This window comes from Pseudoalteromonas sp. S3260 (genome assembly GCF_005886925.1).
Taxonomy (GTDB): Bacteria; Pseudomonadota; Gammaproteobacteria; order Enterobacterales; family Alteromonadaceae; genus Pseudoalteromonas; species Pseudoalteromonas tetraodonis.
Map to the genome: position 1 here is coordinate 1 of NZ_PNCV01000055.1, position 17,358 is coordinate 17,358.

Here is a 17,358-nt window from a genome sequence, read left to right on the forward strand (position 1 = left end):
CGATGAACTCGGGGCGATTCACAGTGCCTGAAACCACAATGAACAACATACCAGACTTACCACCACCCGATATTTCACTGTAATCTAAATCGATACCAATTACCGCATTAGCACCCAATGAAAAAGCCTCTTTTCTCAATTCCGCTAGAGCTGTTTTACGGGCATCTCTGAGCGTGTTTTGTATGCTTTTATTTCGCCCCCCAAAAGTATCACTAAGAGTTGCAAATATATCTTTGAAAATATTCATGCCATATGCGCATTCAGCAGTTATTACATCTAACCTTTTGGCCACCTTTAAATTTGATGCTGTTTCAGTGGTAAGAATAACTTCGTTAGGTGTACGAATAATTTTATAGTTACTTGCAGCAAGATCGTTTTTCTTTTTTTTAATTTTGCTTAAATTTTTCTCGTCATTACTCTTTTCTTGCGAAGCCGAAAGTTTTTTCTTTAGGTATATGTCTTTTGTAGTTTCTATTTTATGAGCTGTTTCTTTAGAAACACTCGTGACATATTTACCGTAGAAAAGGACTTCATACGAGGAATCACATTCAACAGTCCTCAAACCAGCTATACCACAGTCTCTTGATTTGAAGCTAAATACAGCACTAGATAGGCCTATTTTATTGTTGTTTATGTCTAATAGGTTATCTTTAGCAGTATTGTTTATTGCTGTACCTTCCTTGATTCGATACTTTTTATAAACACCAGATTGACTATAAATAGTGGTTAGATTACACATAAAATCATTGTTATAAAATATTGATGCGACACCTTTGTAACCATCTTTTTCTAATGAAAAACTGAGCTTGCTAATTTCATAAGTTATTTCGGTAAAGTTATTTGTTAGGCCGTTGTCGTTTAAAGTCCATTCGGGTTTTGTGCTTGAAGATTTTGATTGCTGATTTTCGGATAAAAACATAACCGTCCTTAGTAGTTGCAGTTTTACCAGAGTTACAAAAGAATGAGCCAATTTCAAGCTATTTAAACCTACCAGTACAAAGCTGTGCTTACTCTTCTTTGAAATAGGCATTGCTTACCTGTAACTTTGCTTAAAAGGGTATAATAAAAAGTCAAAGCAGGGGGACTTATGAAATGATTTGATAAACTTAACATTGATAGGCAGATATTTAAAGCGTTAGCGCTAGTACTGAGTGGTTCACATAAATATAAAAACCCAAGTTATGAATTGTTAGTTAATTACTTAAATAGCAATGACTTAAAAACAAGCAGGGGTAATAGCTGGACGCGCAAAAGCTAATTCAGGTATCTACAAAGAAACGGCTTTTCGGGTGTGTGGGGGCTACGCAACAGCTTAAAAGAGTATAAAAAGGTAACCAGATTTATTTAGGGTATTTTCAGACACCGTAAAAGGAGATTCGCAACCAGTACGCACTAAGTACTAAAAGTTATTTTTGATAAAAAATAATAGAGTGGCTACAGATTGGCTACACGAAGTGTTTTTGTAGAAAATAACTTATTAGGAATTGGGGTAAGTTATTGAAAAAATGGTCGGTATGGCAGGATTTGAACCTGCGACCCCTGACACCCCATGACAGTGCGCTACCAAGCTGCGCCACATACCGACTTCGACTGTAATAGTACGTGTATTTTTAAAAAAATCAATAAGCATTTGTTTGTTTGGATGTTTATTGCGCAAGCGTTTAATATTAAGCGCTTGCGCCAGAAGTTTTACACGGCTTTACTCTTTATTTAACCACTGGTTGATCGTGTTAAACATTTCATCTCGTAGTATTGGTTGCGCAGTTTTGTTAGGGTGTAAGTTATCGTTTTGCATTAGCTCGCTTTTGCCTGCTACTTTAAGTACAAAAAACGGCATTAAATACGAGCCTGTGGCTTTGCTAACACTGGCAAAGCTATCGGTGAACATTTTACTGTAACGTGGGCCATAGTTAGGTGGAATATAAATTTCCATTAGCGCGGTTTGTGCATCTATTGCTTGGCTTTTTTCAATTAGAGCGGTCAAGTTGTCTTGCATTTTAGTAACTGGAAAACCGCGTAGACCGTCATTAGCGCCAAGCTCTATGAGCACATGAGTTGGTTGATATTGCTCAAGCAATGCATCAAGTCTGCGCAGGGCGCCACCAGTGGTTTCACCACTAATACTGGCATTAACTAAGTTGATATTGCGTTGCTCGGCATCGTATTTATCTTGTAACAATTGCACCCAGCCTTGTTCTTGTTTTAAGCCATAGGCTGCGCTTAAACTGTCACCAAGTATTAAAATCGTGTTGTTAGCTGCCGCAGTAAGCGGGTTAATAACTAAAAATAAAATGAATACACAACGTAGGATTGAATGAGTCATATGTCAGCGCTTTCTCAATTAAATATAATTCAAGTAAATGGTTTGTCTAAAGTGGTTTCCACCTTTGAAGGTGAGTTGTCCATCCTCAGCGACATCAGCTTTAATGTCAAGCATGGCGAGTCTGTTGCCGTAGTGGGCACGTCGGGCTCTGGTAAATCTACATTATTGAGCTTGCTAGCAGGGCTTGATACCGCCAGCAGTGGCGAGGTAATGTTAGATGGTGAGCCGCTGCACGAATTAGATGAAGAAGCGCGGGCCGCACTGAGAGCCGCAAAAGTTGGCTTTGTATTTCAGTCTTTTATGTTGGTACAAAGTTTAACTGCACTTGAAAACGTGATGCTACCTGCTGAGCTTGCTGGCGAACACGACGCTAAAGAGCAGGCGCTCGCTTTGCTTGAAAAAGTAGGCTTGAGCCATCGGGTTGATCATTACCCGTCGCAGTTATCTGGTGGTGAGCAACAACGTGTTGCGATTGCCCGTGCATTTGTTGGTTCACCAAAAATATTGTTTGCCGATGAGCCATCAGCTAACTTAGATAGCAAAAATGGCCATATGATTGAGTCGTTATTATTTGATTTAAATAAGCAAAACGGTACAACCCTCATTTTAGTCACTCACGATGAAGCCTTAGCACAAAAATGTGAACGCATTATTCAAATAGAGGCGGGGGAGCTGGTACAAAATTCAACAGAGGAAATGGCAAATGTGGGCTAAATTAGCGCTTAAATTATTTTCTCGTGAGTTTCGCCGTGGTGAACTAACCGTAATAAGTGCTGCCATTGCACTGGCGGTATTAACCGTGCTTACTTTATCTATGGTAACTGAGCGAATTGCACAAAGTATTGCGCAAAAAAGCAGTGCATTTATAGCGGCAGATCGTGTTCTTGCCAGCAACCACGCCATAGATACCGCCTTTATAACCAAAGCAGAACAACAAAACTTACAAACTGCACAAATGGTGTACTTTGACACTATGCTGTTTGCAAATGATCAAATGCAGTTTAGCTCGGTGAAGGCTGCATCAAACAGTTACCCGCTTAAAGGCCAATTGAAAGTTAAGTCGGGTTTAAATGCTCAAACCGAGGTTGCCCCCGGTGCGCCAAGCCCTGGTAATGTATGGTTAAGTGAATCAGTTTTTTATAGCTTAAACATAAACGTAGGCGATCAAGTTGAATTAGGCGCCGCGTTATTTAATGTTGAAAAGGTGATTGTAGAAGAACCCGATGCACCATTTAATGTATTCTCTAGTAGCCGCAGGGTGCTCATAAACATAGATGATGTGGCAAAAACCGAAGTAATACAGCCAGGCAGTCGCGTATTTTACCGCCAGTTATATGCAGGTGATGAAAGCGACATCAGCAGTTTTTACGATTGGTTAAAGCCGCAACTCAAAGAAAATCAAAATTGGTATGGTGTTAAAGACCGCCAGTCTCCTATTTCAAATAGCTTAAACAGAGCCGAAAGCTTTTTATTGTTAGCAGGTTTGCTGGGCATTATTTTAGCTGCTGTAGCCATTGCGGTGTCAGCTAAACGTTATTGTGAGCGTCAATACGACCCAGTCGCAATGATGAAAACCTTAGGTGGCAGCCGCGATATGATCCGTAAAATTTACCTTATGCACTTATTAATGGTGTGTACTATGGCGGTGGTTGTTGGCCTAGCTATTGGCTATGGCTTGCAAGAGGTGGCTACCGGTTATTTAGCTGAAAGTATGGGCACTGAACTGCCCATGGCTGGTTTTAAACCTTGGCTGGTGGCGATTAGCACAGGGGTTATTTGTGCGGTTATGTTTTCTATTAAGCCATTGTTAGACTTATTTGATATTCCACCACTTAGAGTGCTTCGCCGTAATTTAGGCGATCGCCTTGCGGTAAGTAAAATCCATTTAGGACTTAGCGCCTTAACGGTATTTTTATTAATGTGGTTATTTAGTAACAATATTAAAATTACCCTTATTTTATTTGCCTCAACGCTTGCGCTTATTTTAGTGTTGTTTTTAATTTCTAAATTAATATTTGGCGGGGGCCGAAAGCTTGGCTTAAAGCCAGGTAACAGCTGGTCGTTGGCTATTGCGTCTATTCAAAAGCGCGCCAACGTTAATGCGGTGCAGCTAATTAGTTTTTCGCTAGCGATTAAATTACTGTTGTTTTTAATTGTGCTAAAAAACGACATTATTTCGGATTGGCAGTCTCAGTTACCAAGCGATGCACCTAATGCCTTTTTGGTTAATATTACGCAAAATGAGCTGGATCCGGTAAATGAATACTTAGCGCAAAAAGGCATTCAAGTGTCGGAGTTTTACCCAACGATTCGTGGCCGCGTGAATGCAGTAAATGGCGAAGCAGTAGCACGTGAAGTGTCATTGCAAGACAACGAGAAAAAAGACGAAGAAGCCCGCTCAGGCATTGGCCGCGAGCTTAACTTAACTTGGCTTGACGAAGTCCCTTCACAAAATGACATTATAGATGGCCAGTGGTTTGGCGATGACGCAGTAGCTGAGGCCTCACTTGAAGAGTCGATGATGAAGCGCCTTGATGTGAAAATGGGCGATACCCTCACGTTTTTAATTGGTGCGCAGTCGTTCGACGCTAAAATTACCAGTGTACGTAAAGTTAATTGGGCCACGCTTAAACCTAACTTTTTCATTATTTTAAGCCCTGATGTGTTGAGCAGCTTTCCGGCCACGTATATTTCATCAGTACGTATTGAGCCTGAGCAAAAGCGTGACTTTAGCCAGTTATTGCGGGCATATCCCACTATTACAGCGATTGATGTAGACAACTTTGTTAAACAAATTCAATCGACTATTGAGCAAGTGTCGTTAGCTATTGGTTTTGTACTGGCTATAGTGGTGTTGTGTGGCGCGTTGGTACTTATATCGCAGGTGCAAGCGAGCTTAGGTGAGCGGATGCAAGAAATTGTGATACTGCGTACGTTAGGTGCTAAAAGCCGATTAATCAAAAATGCCACCTTGTATGAGTTTTTATTACTGGGCGGTTTAGCCGGACTGGTGGCTGCATTTTTCAGTGATATAGCACTGTTAATAGTGCAGCAGCAAATGTTTGATTTAGCGGGTAAGCTGCATCCTAACATATGGATTATAGGCCCCGTTGCTGGCGGCGTGTTTGTAGCAGGATTAGGCTATTTTATGATTGCCCGTACGCTTAAACAAAATACCCAAGGCTTAGTGCGCGCTTTAGCGTAAACTTTGCGGCCAAATAGCGTTTAAATGCCTACTTTTTAAGTAGGCATTTTTGTTTTGTACTGGTAATTTATACAGTGCTCTGGCATTATTAGCACTATTAATAAATAACAATAATGAGAGTGCTGTTTGGCCATAATTTTAGGGATCGATCCGGGCTCGCGTTTAACGGGTTACGGTGTGGTTGCGCATCAAGGTGCTAAGTTTACATACTTAGGCAGTGGCTGTATTAAATTAGCCGATCATGACTTTCCCACCCGACTTAAAATGATTTACCAGGGCATTACGCAACTTATAGAGCAATTTTCGCCTGAAACATTTGCTATAGAAAAAGTATTTATGGCACATAACCCTGATTCTGCTTTAAAGCTAGGTCAAGCCCGTGGTGCTGCGATTGTCGGTGCCTCTATGGCCGACTTACCGGTTTTTGAATACTCAGCACGACAAATAAAGCAAGCCGTTGTGGGTAACGGTGGGGCAGATAAATCGCAAGTTCAACATATGGTTAAAAACATACTTAAACTGCCAAGTACGCCGCAAGCCGATGCGGCGGATGCGCTTGCAATTGCAATTTGCCATGCCCACTCTGAACAAAATTTAATAAAACTAGCGGGTAGCGCAAGCAAAACCGTTAGAGGACGTCTAAGGAAATAACAATGATAGGTCGCTTAAACGGCGTGTTAGTTGAAAAACAGCCCCCAGAAATACTATTAGAAGTGAGCGGCGTTGGCTACGAAGTACAAATGCCAATGACCTGTTTTTACGATTTGCCTAAAGTAGGCGACAACGCCATTGTGTACACTCACTTTGTAGTGCGCGAAGACGCACAGTTATTGTTTGGCTTTAATAATAAAACCGAACGTGCCTTATTTCGAGAGCTGTTAAAAGCCAATGGTGTAGGGCCTAAATTGGGTTTAGCTATTTTGTCGGGTATGTCGGCGCAGCAGTTTGTAAGTTGCGTAAATAATGAAGACGCTACGGCCTTGGTTAAACTGCCAGGGGTAGGTAAAAAAACCGCCGAGCGTTTAGTGCTCGAAATGAAAGACCGATTAAAAAATTGGGGCAACGACTTATTTACCCCATTTAGCGACAGCGCCGTAATAGAGCCTGCGAGCGATGCAACTATAGCTAATAATGCGGCCGATGATGCGGTTTCGGCATTAGTGGCGCTCGGTTATAAATTGCCACAAGCGCAAAAAGCAGTAAAATCAGTAAGCAAACCCGATATGTCGACTGAGGTTCTAATTAAAGAATCTTTGAAATCAATGCTGTGAGTAAATTATGATCGAAGCTGATCGCTTAATAGATGCTGCTGAAAAAACCAATGAAGACACCATAGATCGTGCTATTAGGCCTAAGTTACTGGCCGATTATCGTGGTCAGCCGCATGTTAAGCAACAAATGGAAATATTTATTGAAGCTGCGCGTAGCCGCAGTGAAGCGTTGGATCATTTATTAATATTTGGCCCGCCAGGCTTAGGTAAAACAACGCTTGCTAATATTGTAGCCAACGAATTAAATGTAAACATTAAAACCACCTCTGGCCCTGTGCTCGAAAAAGCTGGCGATTTAGCTGCATTGCTTACTAATCTTGAAGAAGGTGATGTACTGTTTATTGATGAAATTCACCGCTTAAGCCCACAAGTAGAAGAAATACTTTACCCTGCAATGGAAGATTACCAGCTCGATATAATGATAGGTGAGGGGCCTGCAGCACGCTCTATTAAGCTTGATTTACCTGCATTTACTTTAATTGGTGCAACTACCCGTGCGGGGTCATTAACTTCTCCACTGCGTGACCGTTTTGGTATTGTTCAACGCTTAGAGTTTTACTCTGTGGAAGACTTATCACACATTGTGGGGCGCTCAGCGCATTATCTTAGTTTAGAAATGTGTGACGATGGCGCCGCCGAAATAGCCAAACGTTCGCGCGGTACGCCACGTATTGCAAATCGATTATTGCGTCGAGTGCGCGATTACACCCAAGTAAAGTCAGACGGTACGGTTAATGCTGAGGTAGCTCAACAAGCCCTCGACATGATTGACGTTGATAAAAGCGGTTTTGATTACATGGATCGTAAATATTTACTCGCCATCATCGAAAAGTTTATGGGTGGCCCTGTTGGCCTTGACAACCTAGCCGCGGCAATAGGCGAAGAAAAAGAAACCATAGAAGATGTGATCGAACCGTTTTTAATTCAACAAGGATTTATTCAGCGCACGCCGCGAGGGCGAATTGTCTCTGATAATGCGTATCACCATTTTGGCTTGTTACCTAAAAAAGATTAAATAACCAGAATAACGAGACTTTTTCTAAAGCCACTGTCATTTTAACGACAGTGGTTTTTTAGTATAAGCAAAGGCTAAATTTAGACGTATTTTACTTTGCCAATAATTCACTGAGCGTTAAGACATATCAGGCTATTGTGCGCCTGCAGTAACGGTATTGAGCCCGAGTGTAACTAATTTTACAAATTGCGGGCAAAAAAAAGCCCGCAAATAATGCGGGCAAACAACAAGTTTAAGGAAGTAATCTAGGGAACTACGTTTTACTTGTTGAGGTCATACCCCAAGAAGTAAAAAAGTAATACGAAATAAATCATATTACGAAGAACTGGATTCAATGAAATAGCTTTCATTTAATGCGCTAGCTCGGTATAGGAGAATAATACCGAAGCGGCAGAATTTGTTCAAACTAGAAAATTTATATTTTCAGATTAAAAAAACTAATAGCAGGGTTTTCTGTTTTTACTTAATGTTGCATGTTAATTAACCATTAATTCTATAAGTTAATGAAATGCTTTGTTTATGTGTATTAACATATAAACGTTCGGTATTAGTTTTACTATTACGTTAAGGTAAGCGTGTAGTGTTTATGAGTGCTTATGCATTAATTTTGAATAAACAGCGTATTTTTGTGACTCTTTAGTGAAATTAAGCAGGCTTATAGATAGCTTTATTGTTATTTATTTATACAGTAAAACAAGAGTTAAGTAGTAAGATTATTTTTTTAACGTTTTTTGTTGGCTATTCACAGCAATATCGTTGTCAGCAGGAAATACACTAGATACACTAGCTGAACTTTAATGGTGGCTAATGTATTAAAAAGTTACCTTACTCAAATAAATCAATTTGATGTTTTTAATTATTTAGGAGTTTAACGTGGGATCAGGGCTTAATTTTTTAGATCTAATTCTAGAAGCCAGTTTGCTTGTGCAATTAGTAATGCTAGCGTTGGTTGCTATGTCGGTTATGTCGTGGGCTATTATTTTTCAACGTAAAAAAGCCATCTCTGACGCCTTAGCAAATGCCAAAAAATTTGAGCATCGTTTTTGGTCTGGTGTTGACCTAAGTAAGCTATATAACGAAATTTCATCACGCGGTGGTCAACCAACGGGTATTGAAGCGTTATTCACCTCAGGTTTCAAAGAGTTTGCACGCCACAAAAAAAATACCTTTCAAAGTGCAGGCATTGTTATGGAAGGCACGCATCGTTCAATGCGGGTTGCGCTTTCTCGTGAAATAGAAAAACTAGAATCAAGCTTATCGTTTTTAGCAACCGTTGGCTCAATTAGCCCCTACATAGGTTTGTTTGGTACAGTATGGGGTATTATGAATGCCTTTATTGCCTTAGGTGAAGTAAAACAAGCAACCTTACAAATGGTTGCACCAGGTATAGCAGAAGCTTTGATTGCAACAGCAATGGGTTTATTTGCGGCTATTCCTGCCGTTATTGCCTATAACCGATTTGCTAATAAAGTTGAAAAGTTAGAATCTCATTACATTAACTTTATGGAAGAATTTGCCAATATTTTACACCGTCAAGCAGCTACCCAAATAGAGGCTCAAGCGAATGTACCAGCGTAAAAAGCGTCGCCCAGTCGCAGAAATTAATGTAGTACCATACATTGATGTAATGTTGGTGTTGCTTATTATATTTATGGCCACTGCGCCATTAATAACCCATGGCGTAAAAGTAGACCTACCAAAAATGGAAGAGTCAGACTTGGTTGATACCAAAGATACGCCGCCCATTATTGCCTCTATTGATTCGCAAGGTAAGTATTATGTAAGCATAGGTACTGATCCGGAAGAGCCAATGGAAGCATTAGATGTAGCCGCTGTAATTAAACTACAACTAATGAAAAACCCTGATACCCCAGTAATGATTAAAGGCTCAGGTAAAGTGTCGTATCAAGAAGTGTTACTGCTCATGGATTTTTTGAAGAATGCAGGTGTACCATCGGTAGGCTTAATGACCGAATCCTTTGAGGGGACCAAGTAGTCATATGAATACGTCGTTAATCAAATCAGTAATACTGCATTTAGCATTAGGGGGATTTTTGTATGCGTCAGCAAACATTCATCCACCTAAACCTAAAGTAATGGAAGTGACGCTTAATGCCGCCATTCCTGAGCCAGAAAATGCGGTGTCTGCTGTGACCGTGGATCAACAGCAGGTTGAGCAAAAAATAGCTGAGCTTAAAAAGAAAGAAGATGATAAAAAGCGCGCTGAAGATAAACGCATTCGTGATTTAGAGCGCCGCGCAGCAGACGCACGTAAGCAAAGAGAATCTGAAGCAAGACGCATTAAAAAGCTAGAGCAGCAGCGCAAAGCTAAAGAGAAAGAAAGAGCTGAAGCCGAAGCTCAAGCTAAAAAAGCCCGCGAAATAGAACAACGTGAGCGAGCAAAAGCCAAACAAGCGCAAAAGCAAAAGCAAGAGGCTGAAGATGCTGCTAAAGCGGCTGCCGACAAACGCAAAGCCGAAGAAGCCGCGCTTAAAAAAGCCGAAGAAGAGCGTAAAAAACGTGCTGAAGAAGCTGAGCGTAAACGTCAGCAAGCATTGCAAGAACAAATACTGCAAGAGCAACTTGCCAAAGAGCAGGCTGCACGCAATAAAATACGTCAACAGCAAGTAGTGAGTGAGGTTGATAAATACCGTGCATTAATTATGGCGCGTATTCAGCAAAACTTATTAATTGATGAAAAAATGAAAAACCAGCAATGCCGCATTAATCTCCGTCTTGGGTTTAATGGCTTGGTTACGCAGGTTAAGTCGTTAGGTGGTGATAAGTTAGTGTGTGAAGCTGCTTTAAGAGCGGTTCGCATGGCCGACACATTACCGGTATCGAAAGATAAAGACGTATTCGAACAATTAAAGAATATTAATATAACCATCGCGCCAGAGTTTTAAGGGATGACATGTTTAACAAAATTAAAATAGCCTGTTTAGTTTTAATATTAGGGTTTCAGGGTGTTGCACACGCGGCACTTGAAATTGTTATTACTGAAGGTATAGACGGTGCAAGACCGATTGCGATTGTGCCTTTTAAATATCAAGGTATTGGCCCTATTCCAGAGCAGCTTAGCGATGTTATTGCTGCTGATTTAATGCGCAGTGGTAAATTTAAGCCAGTTAGCGTTTCACAAATGCCTCAACAACCACATAAAGACGGCGATATTGATTACGGCGCTTGGGTTAATAAAGGCGTTGAAGCGGTTTTAGTGGGTGAAGTAGAACAGCAAACCAACGGACGTTACTTAGTACGTTATGAGCTTGTTGATGTTATTCGCGGCCAAATTACTGGCGGTGAAACACAAATGATGAGCAACGGTAAGCTTGTTCAAAGCCAAGACCATATTTTAGAAGCACGTCAAAGCGTAATTGGTGAAACTGGATTTCGTCGATACTCGCACCGCATTAGTGATGTTATTTATGAAAAGCTAACTGGCGAAAAAGGCGCATTTTTAACAAAAATAGCCTATGTTATTGTACGTGATACTGATGAAAAGCCTTATCAGTTAGTCGTTGCTGATTACGATGGTTTTAATGAACAAGTATTATTGCGTTCAAAAGAGCCATTAATGTCACCGGTTTGGTCACCTGACGGTACTAAGTTAGCGTATGTAACCTTTGAAAATCGCCAGAGCCAAATTTACATTCAAGACATTTATACGGGTAAACGCGAATTGATCACCAGCTACAAGGGAATTAACGGCGCGCCGCAATTCTCGCCAGATGGTAAAAAGTTACTGCTAGTGCTGTCAAAAGATAAAACTGGTGCAACTGAGGTTTACTTATTAGACTTACTAACACGTAAAGAGACGCGATTAACACGCCATCGTAGTATAGATACCGAACCTTCGTGGTACCCAAATGGTGAAGATATAGTATTTACGTCGGAAAGGGGTGGTAATGCTCAGATTTATAAGTTAAATTTAAAAACTGGCAGAACGCAAAGATTAACCTTTGACGGTGACATGAACCTAGCGGGTTCTATTTCGCCAGACGGAAAAGAATTAGTGATGGTAAACCGTACTAACGGACAGTATCATCTTGCTAAGAAAGAGTTGGCTACAGGTGCGTTTCAAGTTTTAACACGAACTCGCCTTGACGAATCACCGAGCATAGCGCCAAATGGCTCGATGATTATATACAGCACGCTCCACAATAATAAACAGGTACTTGCGCTAGTATCGATGGACGGTCGTTTTAAAGCACGTTTACCTGTGCTTGATGGACAAGTAAAGGCACCTGCTTGGTCGCCATATTTACAGTAATAATTGCTGGTTTACTCAAAATAGGAATCTACTCAATGCAACTTAACAAAATACTTAAAGGCCTGCTAATTGCTGTGCCAGTAATGACACTAGCAGCTTGTAGCTCATCTTCAGATATCGACGAAAATGCAGCTAACCAGTCAAACCAAGCAACTGTTGAGCAAACAACAACGGATACAGTTGAAGTAGCCACAATGACGCCAGAGCAACAAGCAGAAGAGCAACTTCGTCAAAAGTACGAAGCGCTTCGTCAAGAGCAAATTATCTACTTTGACTTTGATAAAGCGACAGTTGAAAGCAAATATGCAGACTTACTTCGTGCACACGCTGAGTTTTTAGTTAAAAATCCTTCTGTTAAAGTATTAATTGAAGGCCACGCAGATGAGCGCGGTACGCCAGAGTACAACATTGCACTTGGTGAGCACCGTGGACAAGCAGTTGAAAAATACCTACAAAGCTTAGGTGTTTCTGCAAGCCAAATGTCAGTAGTTAGCTACGGCGAAGAAAAGCCAATGGTTAAATCTCGCACTGAGTCTGCTTTCGCTAAAAACCGCCGTGCGGTACTAGTTTACTAAGATAAGAGATATTATGAAGCCGAAAATTATTTTGGCAGCCATGATATTGAGCGGGAGCACCCAAGTTTTGGCTGCTCCCGCTCCTGTTTCAGAAGCTGCAAGTTCACAGTCAAGCATTGAAAAGCGTTTAGCAACACTTGAAAGTATGATGCAACAGCGTAATTTTTTACAAGTAGAGTTACAGCAACAGCTCAATTTACTGCAAGATGAAGTTAGTCAAATACGCGGAGTAACAGAAGAGCAAAGCTATAAGCTTGAAAAAGTACTCCAGCGTCAACGCGAGCTTTATCAAGAAATTGAGAACCGTGTTAGCCAAGCGTATGCAAAGCCGACCGCTCCAGCGCCTACAACAGACTACACACAGCCTAGTAACGAGCAGAGCTACAGCAGCGATTTATCTGAAAACGAAGCGTACGAACGTGCTGTTGCGCTTATAATGAAAGATAAACGCTACGACCAAGCTATTCCAGAATTTCAAGCGTTCTTAACAACGTATCCAAATTCAGTGTACACCTCAAACGCACATTATTGGCTGGGACAACTATTAACGATTAAAAATGACGGTGTAAAAGCAGCCGAGCACTTTAAAGTAGTTGTTAACGAATTTCCAAATTCAAATAAACGCCCAGATGCGATGTTAAAGCTTGGTACACTTTTACAAGAGCAAGGTTTGAAGGCAGAAGCACAAAAAATACTGAATGAGCTTATCAATCAGTACCCAAGTACAACTGCTGCTAAATTAGCCACAGAACGCTTATCAAAATAAATGTTGATGCTTGATTAGACTGCTTTTTGTCATAAGCGGTCTAAAATTGCTCAACTAGACATAAAAACTTAAAAAAAGAGACAATTTCGGTTGCACTCATTTTATAAATAAGTATTATAAGCGCCCGCAGCAAACGAATGGTAACCCCACTCGAAATGCGGCAAAAAGAGCGGGTCATTAGCTCAGTTGGTAGAGCAGTGGACTTTTAATCCATTGGTCGATGGTTCAAGTCCATCATGACCCACCATTCTTTTTTATATTTAGAATGGTCTAATCGGCGGATTTACGCGTACTTACTTTTTATAAGTAAACCAGAGCGGGTCATTAGCTCAGTTGGGTGAATAAGAACCGAAACGAAGTTTCGCAGTCTTATGAACGCGAGTCAGGACGACGAGCCGGTCCCAAGCTTCAGGATGAATTAATGGCAGTTAGACACAGAGCGGGTCATTAGCTCAGTTGGTAGAGCAGTGGACTTTTAATCCATTGGTCGATGGTTCAAGTCCATCATGACCCACCATTCTTTATTTAAGTAAAGATTGGTTTAATCGGCGGATTTACGTGCACTTACTTTTTATAAGTAAACCCGAGCGGGTCATTAGCTCAGTTGGTAGAGCAGTGGACTTTTAATCCATTGGTCGATGGTTCAAGTCCATCATGACCCACCATTCTTTATTAAGGTAAAGATTGGTTCAATCGGCGGATTTACGCAGCTATCTTAAACAGTAGCACACAGAGCGGGTCATTAGCTCAGTTGGTAGAGCAGTGGACTTTTAATCCATTGGTCGATGGTTCAAGTCCATCATGACCCACCATTCTTTATCAAGATAAAGTTTGGTTTAATCGGCGGATTTACGCAGCTCACTTAAATAGTAAGCACACAGAGCGGGTCATTAGCTCAGTTGGTAGAGCAGTGGACTTTTAATCCATTGGTCGATGGTTCAAGTCCATCATGACCCACCATTCTTTATTTAGGTAAAGATTGGTTTAATCGGCGGATTTACGCAGCGTGTTAATTCTACACAGAATTTAGAGCGGGTCATTAGCTCAGTTGGTAGAGCAGTGGACTTTTAATCCATTGGTCGATGGTTCAAGTCCATCATGACCCACCACTTCTAAAAAATCTCAACATTCCCCTTATTATATTTAAATTAGTTTGTTATTTTTATTTATAAACAGCATGCCCAGATAGCTGTTATTTACCTGCGTATTCTCGTATAATTTGCCGTAATTAATGCACTGTAGATGAAGTGGTCGAGAACATGAGTCTAGCTCAAACTATTATGCCTGAAGGTTATATCTTTCCTCCTAAGCCAGCGCCGTTAACTAAAGACGAGCAAGGCGAATATAAAGCACGTATTAAGCAACTACTGCAAGATAAAAATGCAGTGCTTGTAGCCCATTACTACACAGATCCTGAAATTCAGGCACTTGCCGAAGAAACAGGGGGCTGTGTAGCCGATTCACTAGAAATGGCACGTTTTGGTGCTCGCCACGATGCCGACATGATCATCGTCGCAGGCGTACGTTTTATGGGTGAAACCGCTAAAATTTTAACGCCTAATAAAACTGTGGTCATGCCAACACTTGAAGCGACCTGTTCATTAGATATTGGTTGCCCTGTGGATGAGTTTTCAGCATTTTGTGATCAACACCCAGATCGTAAAGTGGTGGTATACGCTAACACCTCTACCGCGGTTAAAGCGCGTGCAGATTGGATAGTTACCTCATCGTGTGCACTTGAAATAGTAGAACACTTAGATGAGCAAGGCGAAAAAATTATTTGGGGCCCAGATAAGCATTTAGGTAGCTACATTCAAAAAAATACCGGCGCCGATATGATCATGTGGAACGGCGCATGTATCGTACACGATGAATTTAAAACCAAAGCGCTTAAAGATATGAAAGCCCTACACCCAGACGCAGGTGTATTGGTTCACCCAGAGTCACCTGCCGAAATAGTAGCACTGGCAGATGCGGTGGGTTCAACAAGCCAGCTAATTAAAGCTGCGCAAACTATGCCTAATAAAAAGTTTATTGTAGCCACCGATCGCGGTATTTTTTATAAAATGCAGCAACTATGCCCAGAGAAAGAGTTTTTTGAAGCGCCAACGGCTGGTAGCGGCGCTACGTGTAAAACTTGCGCTCACTGCCCTTGGATGGCAATGAACGGCTTACAAGCGATTGAGGAAGCACTGATTGATGCCAGCGGTAAAGAAGTATTTGTAGATATGGACTTACGCGAAGGCGCGCTCAAGTCACTTAATCGCATGTTAGACTTTACAGCCAACATGGCAAAGTAAACATCACTTTGTATAAAAACGGCTAATCCTACTGGGTTAGCCGTTTTTTTATGCCTAAAGTAAATTGCTGATTGATTATTAGGCACTTAGCAGCACAAATTTAAAAATGCCTTGCACCTATGTAACCTATTTCATACTATAACGTGCTGTTGCACTGCAACACCGTGGAGGAATGGCTGAGTGGCTGAAGGCGCACGCCTGGAAAGTGTGTTTAGGTTAATCCCTAACGAGGGTTCGAATCCCTCTTCCTCCACCATTATTCAATATTAGGACGCTTTTTAGCGTCCTTTTTTTGTGCCCTAAATTAAACTTTTTTTTGCAAGTATTCGGGCGTTTTAATCACTTCACTTTATTTCACTTAATCCACTGAGCTCAAACAAGTTTCATTAACTATGTAATTTATGTATTATGCAGATCCCTCATACAAAAGGATCGTTGATGAAGTATGTACTACTAATAGTTACCGGTGCCAGCCCACAAGTATTAACCGAAACGCTTTTTGCGCTTTATCAGCAGGGTAAACCCATGCCTAAAGAAGTATTTGTTATAACTACAAAAAGCACCAAGGCTATGCTCACCGATGGACTATTTGAGCAGGGCCATTTAGCTAAACTAATAGCAGATTATAAACTTCCCAACATTAAACTCCCCGATGAAAACATATGGCTAATAGAAGATGATAAAGGCCAAGCTATTAATGATGCTAAATCTGAAATAGAACAAACCTACATGGCCGACTTTATTACGCGTAAAGTGTTTGAACTTACCAATAAAAACGATATTAGTATTCATGCATCTATAGCGGGTGGACGTAAAACAATGGCGTTTTATTTAGGCTATGCCATGTCGTTGTTAGGGCGCGAGCAAGACTCTCTCAGTCATGTATTCGTTAATGATGAATTTGAATTTGTAAAAGACTTTTACTATCCAACACCATACAGCCAAGTTATTAAAGGTAAAAATGGTAAACAGGTTGATTGTATTAATGCAAAGGTAACCCTTGCCGAGATCCCATTTGTACGAATGCGCCAATCTATCGACGAAACCCTCATTGCCAACATGCAAAGTGCATCGTTTAGCCAAACAGTCGCAAGCTTAAACTCAGCCCATAAAAAAGATTTAACCCTAGAGGTAAACGCAAAAGCAAAAACACTTACCTTTGCAGGTATCGAAATTAAACTTACCGCAAAAGAAACCGCCTTTTATTTATGGTTAAATCAATACAGCCAAAGTGAGAATAAACAGTTAGTGGTAAGTCGTGATTTTGAAAAGTCTTTGCGTTACAGCAAAGAATACCTCATGCTTTTACAGCAAAATAGCAGTGATTTACGTATATTCCGTGATACGTTTGGCATAGAGCCCGAAGATTTTAGAGACGGTCTACACAGTAATTTAAAGGTAATGGAAAAAACCTTTGTGCAGCAAACGCGTAGTCGCATAAATAATAAAATAAATAAAGTGTTACCCAACGAGCTTGCTAAAAAAATAGCGATTGACTCTAATAACCAAAGCTTTGAAACAAGCTACTGGTTAAGTGCAGTAACACACAATATAAAAATAAATATAACGGCTTAATATTCGCAAGCTTGCAAACGCATAAAAATAATAACGCATGGTAAATTAGTTGATA

The 17,358-nt window shown here is 40.7% G+C and carries 15 protein-coding genes and 8 tRNA genes; 20 read left to right on the forward strand and 3 right to left on the reverse strand.

The genetic code is table 11. The annotated features are described in order from the left end of the window. The 3 genes from CWC14_RS19165 to CWC14_RS10225 all read right to left on the reverse strand — a co-directional run. A partial coding sequence (locus CWC14_RS19165; RefSeq protein WP_249928737.1) for a YbjQ family protein occupies positions 1 to 1,030 on the reverse strand: 1,030 nt, incomplete at its 3' end. A 476-nt stretch (positions 1,031 to 1,506) separates the two neighbouring features. Further along, positions 1,507 to 1,583, reverse strand: a tRNA-Pro gene (locus CWC14_RS10220). 116 nt (positions 1,584 to 1,699) lie between these two features. After that, on the reverse strand, positions 1,700 to 2,323 hold the full coding sequence (locus CWC14_RS10225) for an arylesterase (RefSeq protein ID WP_138562751.1): 624 nt from the start codon (positions 2,321 to 2,323) through the stop codon (positions 1,700 to 1,702). Between CWC14_RS10225 and CWC14_RS10230 the strand changes: the two genes are divergently transcribed. The 20 genes from CWC14_RS10230 (at position 2,324) to csm6 (ending at position 17,303) form a co-directional block, all read left to right on the forward strand. Next, positions 2,324 to 3,037 carry an ABC transporter ATP-binding protein gene (locus CWC14_RS10230; RefSeq protein WP_138562786.1) on the forward strand — a complete coding sequence of 238 codons (714 nt, stop codon included), beginning with the start codon at positions 2,324 to 2,326 and terminating at the stop codon, positions 3,035 to 3,037. Beyond that, complete coding sequence (locus CWC14_RS10235) at positions 3,027 to 5,528, forward strand: ABC transporter permease (protein ID WP_138562753.1); 2,502 nt, start codon at positions 3,027 to 3,029, stop codon at positions 5,526 to 5,528. The genes CWC14_RS10230 and CWC14_RS10235 overlap by 11 nt, the downstream gene beginning before the upstream one ends. 126 nt (positions 5,529 to 5,654) lie before the next feature. After that, positions 5,655 to 6,179 carry a crossover junction endodeoxyribonuclease RuvC gene (gene ruvC / locus CWC14_RS10240; RefSeq protein WP_069439281.1) on the forward strand — a complete coding sequence of 175 codons (525 nt, stop codon included), beginning with the start codon at positions 5,655 to 5,657 and terminating at the stop codon, positions 6,177 to 6,179. Between the two features lie 2 nt (positions 6,180 to 6,181). After that, positions 6,182 to 6,799, forward strand: coding sequence for a Holliday junction branch migration protein RuvA (ruvA, locus tag CWC14_RS10245; protein WP_008114133.1), 618 nt, complete (start codon positions 6,182 to 6,184; stop codon positions 6,797 to 6,799). Between the two features lie 7 nt (positions 6,800 to 6,806). Next, on the forward strand, positions 6,807 to 7,814 hold the full coding sequence (gene ruvB, locus CWC14_RS10250; protein WP_013464636.1) for a Holliday junction branch migration DNA helicase RuvB: 1,008 nt from the start codon (positions 6,807 to 6,809) through the stop codon (positions 7,812 to 7,814). 873 nt (positions 7,815 to 8,687) lie between these two features. Further along, positions 8,688 to 9,392 (forward strand): protein TolQ, encoded by a 705-nt coding sequence (tolQ, locus tag CWC14_RS10255; protein ID WP_138562755.1) that lies wholly within the window; start codon positions 8,688 to 8,690, stop codon positions 9,390 to 9,392. After that, on the forward strand, positions 9,379 to 9,810 hold the full coding sequence (tolR, locus tag CWC14_RS10260; RefSeq protein WP_016899822.1) for a protein TolR: 432 nt from the start codon (positions 9,379 to 9,381) through the stop codon (positions 9,808 to 9,810). Before tolQ ends, tolR begins: the two co-directional genes overlap by 14 nt. A 4-nt stretch (positions 9,811 to 9,814) precedes the next feature. Then, complete coding sequence (gene tolA / locus CWC14_RS10265; RefSeq protein ID WP_138562757.1) at positions 9,815 to 10,720, forward strand: cell envelope integrity protein TolA; 906 nt, start codon at positions 9,815 to 9,817, stop codon at positions 10,718 to 10,720. 8 nt (positions 10,721 to 10,728) lie between these two features. Continuing rightward, positions 10,729 to 12,087 (forward strand): Tol-Pal system beta propeller repeat protein TolB, encoded by a 1,359-nt coding sequence (tolB, locus tag CWC14_RS10270; RefSeq protein ID WP_138562759.1) that lies wholly within the window; start codon positions 10,729 to 10,731, stop codon positions 12,085 to 12,087. Between the two features lie 35 nt (positions 12,088 to 12,122). Continuing rightward, positions 12,123 to 12,662 (forward strand): peptidoglycan-associated lipoprotein Pal, encoded by a 540-nt coding sequence (pal, locus tag CWC14_RS10275; protein ID WP_036983049.1) that lies wholly within the window; start codon positions 12,123 to 12,125, stop codon positions 12,660 to 12,662. A gap of 13 nt (positions 12,663 to 12,675) precedes the next feature. After that, the gene (gene ybgF, locus CWC14_RS10280) at positions 12,676 to 13,428 is read left to right on the forward strand and encodes a tol-pal system protein YbgF (RefSeq protein ID WP_036983047.1); all 753 of its coding nucleotides are present in this window, start codon (positions 12,676 to 12,678) and stop codon (positions 13,426 to 13,428) included. A 171-nt stretch (positions 13,429 to 13,599) separates the two neighbouring features. Next, positions 13,600 to 13,675: transfer RNA gene (locus CWC14_RS10285), tRNA-Lys, on the forward strand. A gap of 194 nt (positions 13,676 to 13,869) precedes the next feature. Continuing rightward, a tRNA-Lys gene (locus CWC14_RS10290) sits at positions 13,870 to 13,945 on the forward strand. 72 nt (positions 13,946 to 14,017) lie between these two features. Continuing rightward, positions 14,018 to 14,093, forward strand: a tRNA-Lys gene (locus CWC14_RS10295). 71 nt (positions 14,094 to 14,164) lie between these two features. Next, positions 14,165 to 14,240 (forward strand) — tRNA-Lys (locus CWC14_RS10300). A gap of 72 nt (positions 14,241 to 14,312) precedes the next feature. After that, positions 14,313 to 14,388 (forward strand) — tRNA-Lys (locus CWC14_RS10305). Positions 14,389 to 14,461: 73 nt separating this feature from the next. Continuing rightward, a tRNA-Lys gene (locus CWC14_RS10310) sits at positions 14,462 to 14,537 on the forward strand. 150 nt (positions 14,538 to 14,687) lie between these two features. Then, the gene (gene nadA, locus CWC14_RS10315) at positions 14,688 to 15,728 is read left to right on the forward strand and encodes a quinolinate synthase NadA (protein WP_036983045.1); all 1,041 of its coding nucleotides are present in this window, start codon (positions 14,688 to 14,690) and stop codon (positions 15,726 to 15,728) included. Between the two features lie 166 nt (positions 15,729 to 15,894). Then, a tRNA-Ser gene (locus CWC14_RS10320) sits at positions 15,895 to 15,984 on the forward strand. Between the two features lie 182 nt (positions 15,985 to 16,166). Further along, complete coding sequence (gene csm6, locus CWC14_RS10325) at positions 16,167 to 17,303, forward strand: CRISPR-associated ring nuclease Csm6 (RefSeq protein WP_138562761.1); 1,137 nt, start codon at positions 16,167 to 16,169, stop codon at positions 17,301 to 17,303. The last annotated feature ends 55 nt before the right edge of the window (positions 17,304 to 17,358 follow it).

Excerpts from the sequence above, each read along its gene's own strand:
- nadA (WP_036983045.1), top strand. The coding sequence starts at position 14,688 with ATGAGTCTAGCTCAAACTATTATGCCTGAAGGTTATATCTTTCCTCCT.
- ruvB (WP_013464636.1), top strand. The coding sequence starts at position 6,807 with ATGATCGAAGCTGATCGCTTAATAGATGCTGCTGAAAAAACCAATGAA.
- CWC14_RS10235 (WP_138562753.1), top strand. The coding sequence starts at position 3,027 with ATGTGGGCTAAATTAGCGCTTAAATTATTTTCTCGTGAGTTTCGCCGT.
- ruvA (WP_008114133.1), top strand. The coding sequence starts at position 6,182 with ATGATAGGTCGCTTAAACGGCGTGTTAGTTGAAAAACAGCCCCCAGAA.
- pal (WP_036983049.1), top strand. The coding sequence starts at position 12,123 with ATGCAACTTAACAAAATACTTAAAGGCCTGCTAATTGCTGTGCCAGTA.
- tolB (WP_138562759.1), top strand. The coding sequence starts at position 10,729 with ATGTTTAACAAAATTAAAATAGCCTGTTTAGTTTTAATATTAGGGTTT.
- ybgF (WP_036983047.1), top strand. The coding sequence starts at position 12,676 with ATGAAGCCGAAAATTATTTTGGCAGCCATGATATTGAGCGGGAGCACC.
- CWC14_RS10230 (WP_138562786.1), top strand. The coding sequence starts at position 2,324 with ATGTCAGCGCTTTCTCAATTAAATATAATTCAAGTAAATGGTTTGTCT.
- tolR (WP_016899822.1), top strand. The coding sequence starts at position 9,379 with ATGTACCAGCGTAAAAAGCGTCGCCCAGTCGCAGAAATTAATGTAGTA.
- CWC14_RS10225 (WP_138562751.1), bottom strand. The coding sequence starts at position 2,323 with ATGACTCATTCAATCCTACGTTGTGTATTCATTTTATTTTTAGTTATT.
- tolA (WP_138562757.1), top strand. The coding sequence starts at position 9,815 with ATGAATACGTCGTTAATCAAATCAGTAATACTGCATTTAGCATTAGGG.
- csm6 (WP_138562761.1), top strand. The coding sequence starts at position 16,167 with ATGAAGTATGTACTACTAATAGTTACCGGTGCCAGCCCACAAGTATTA.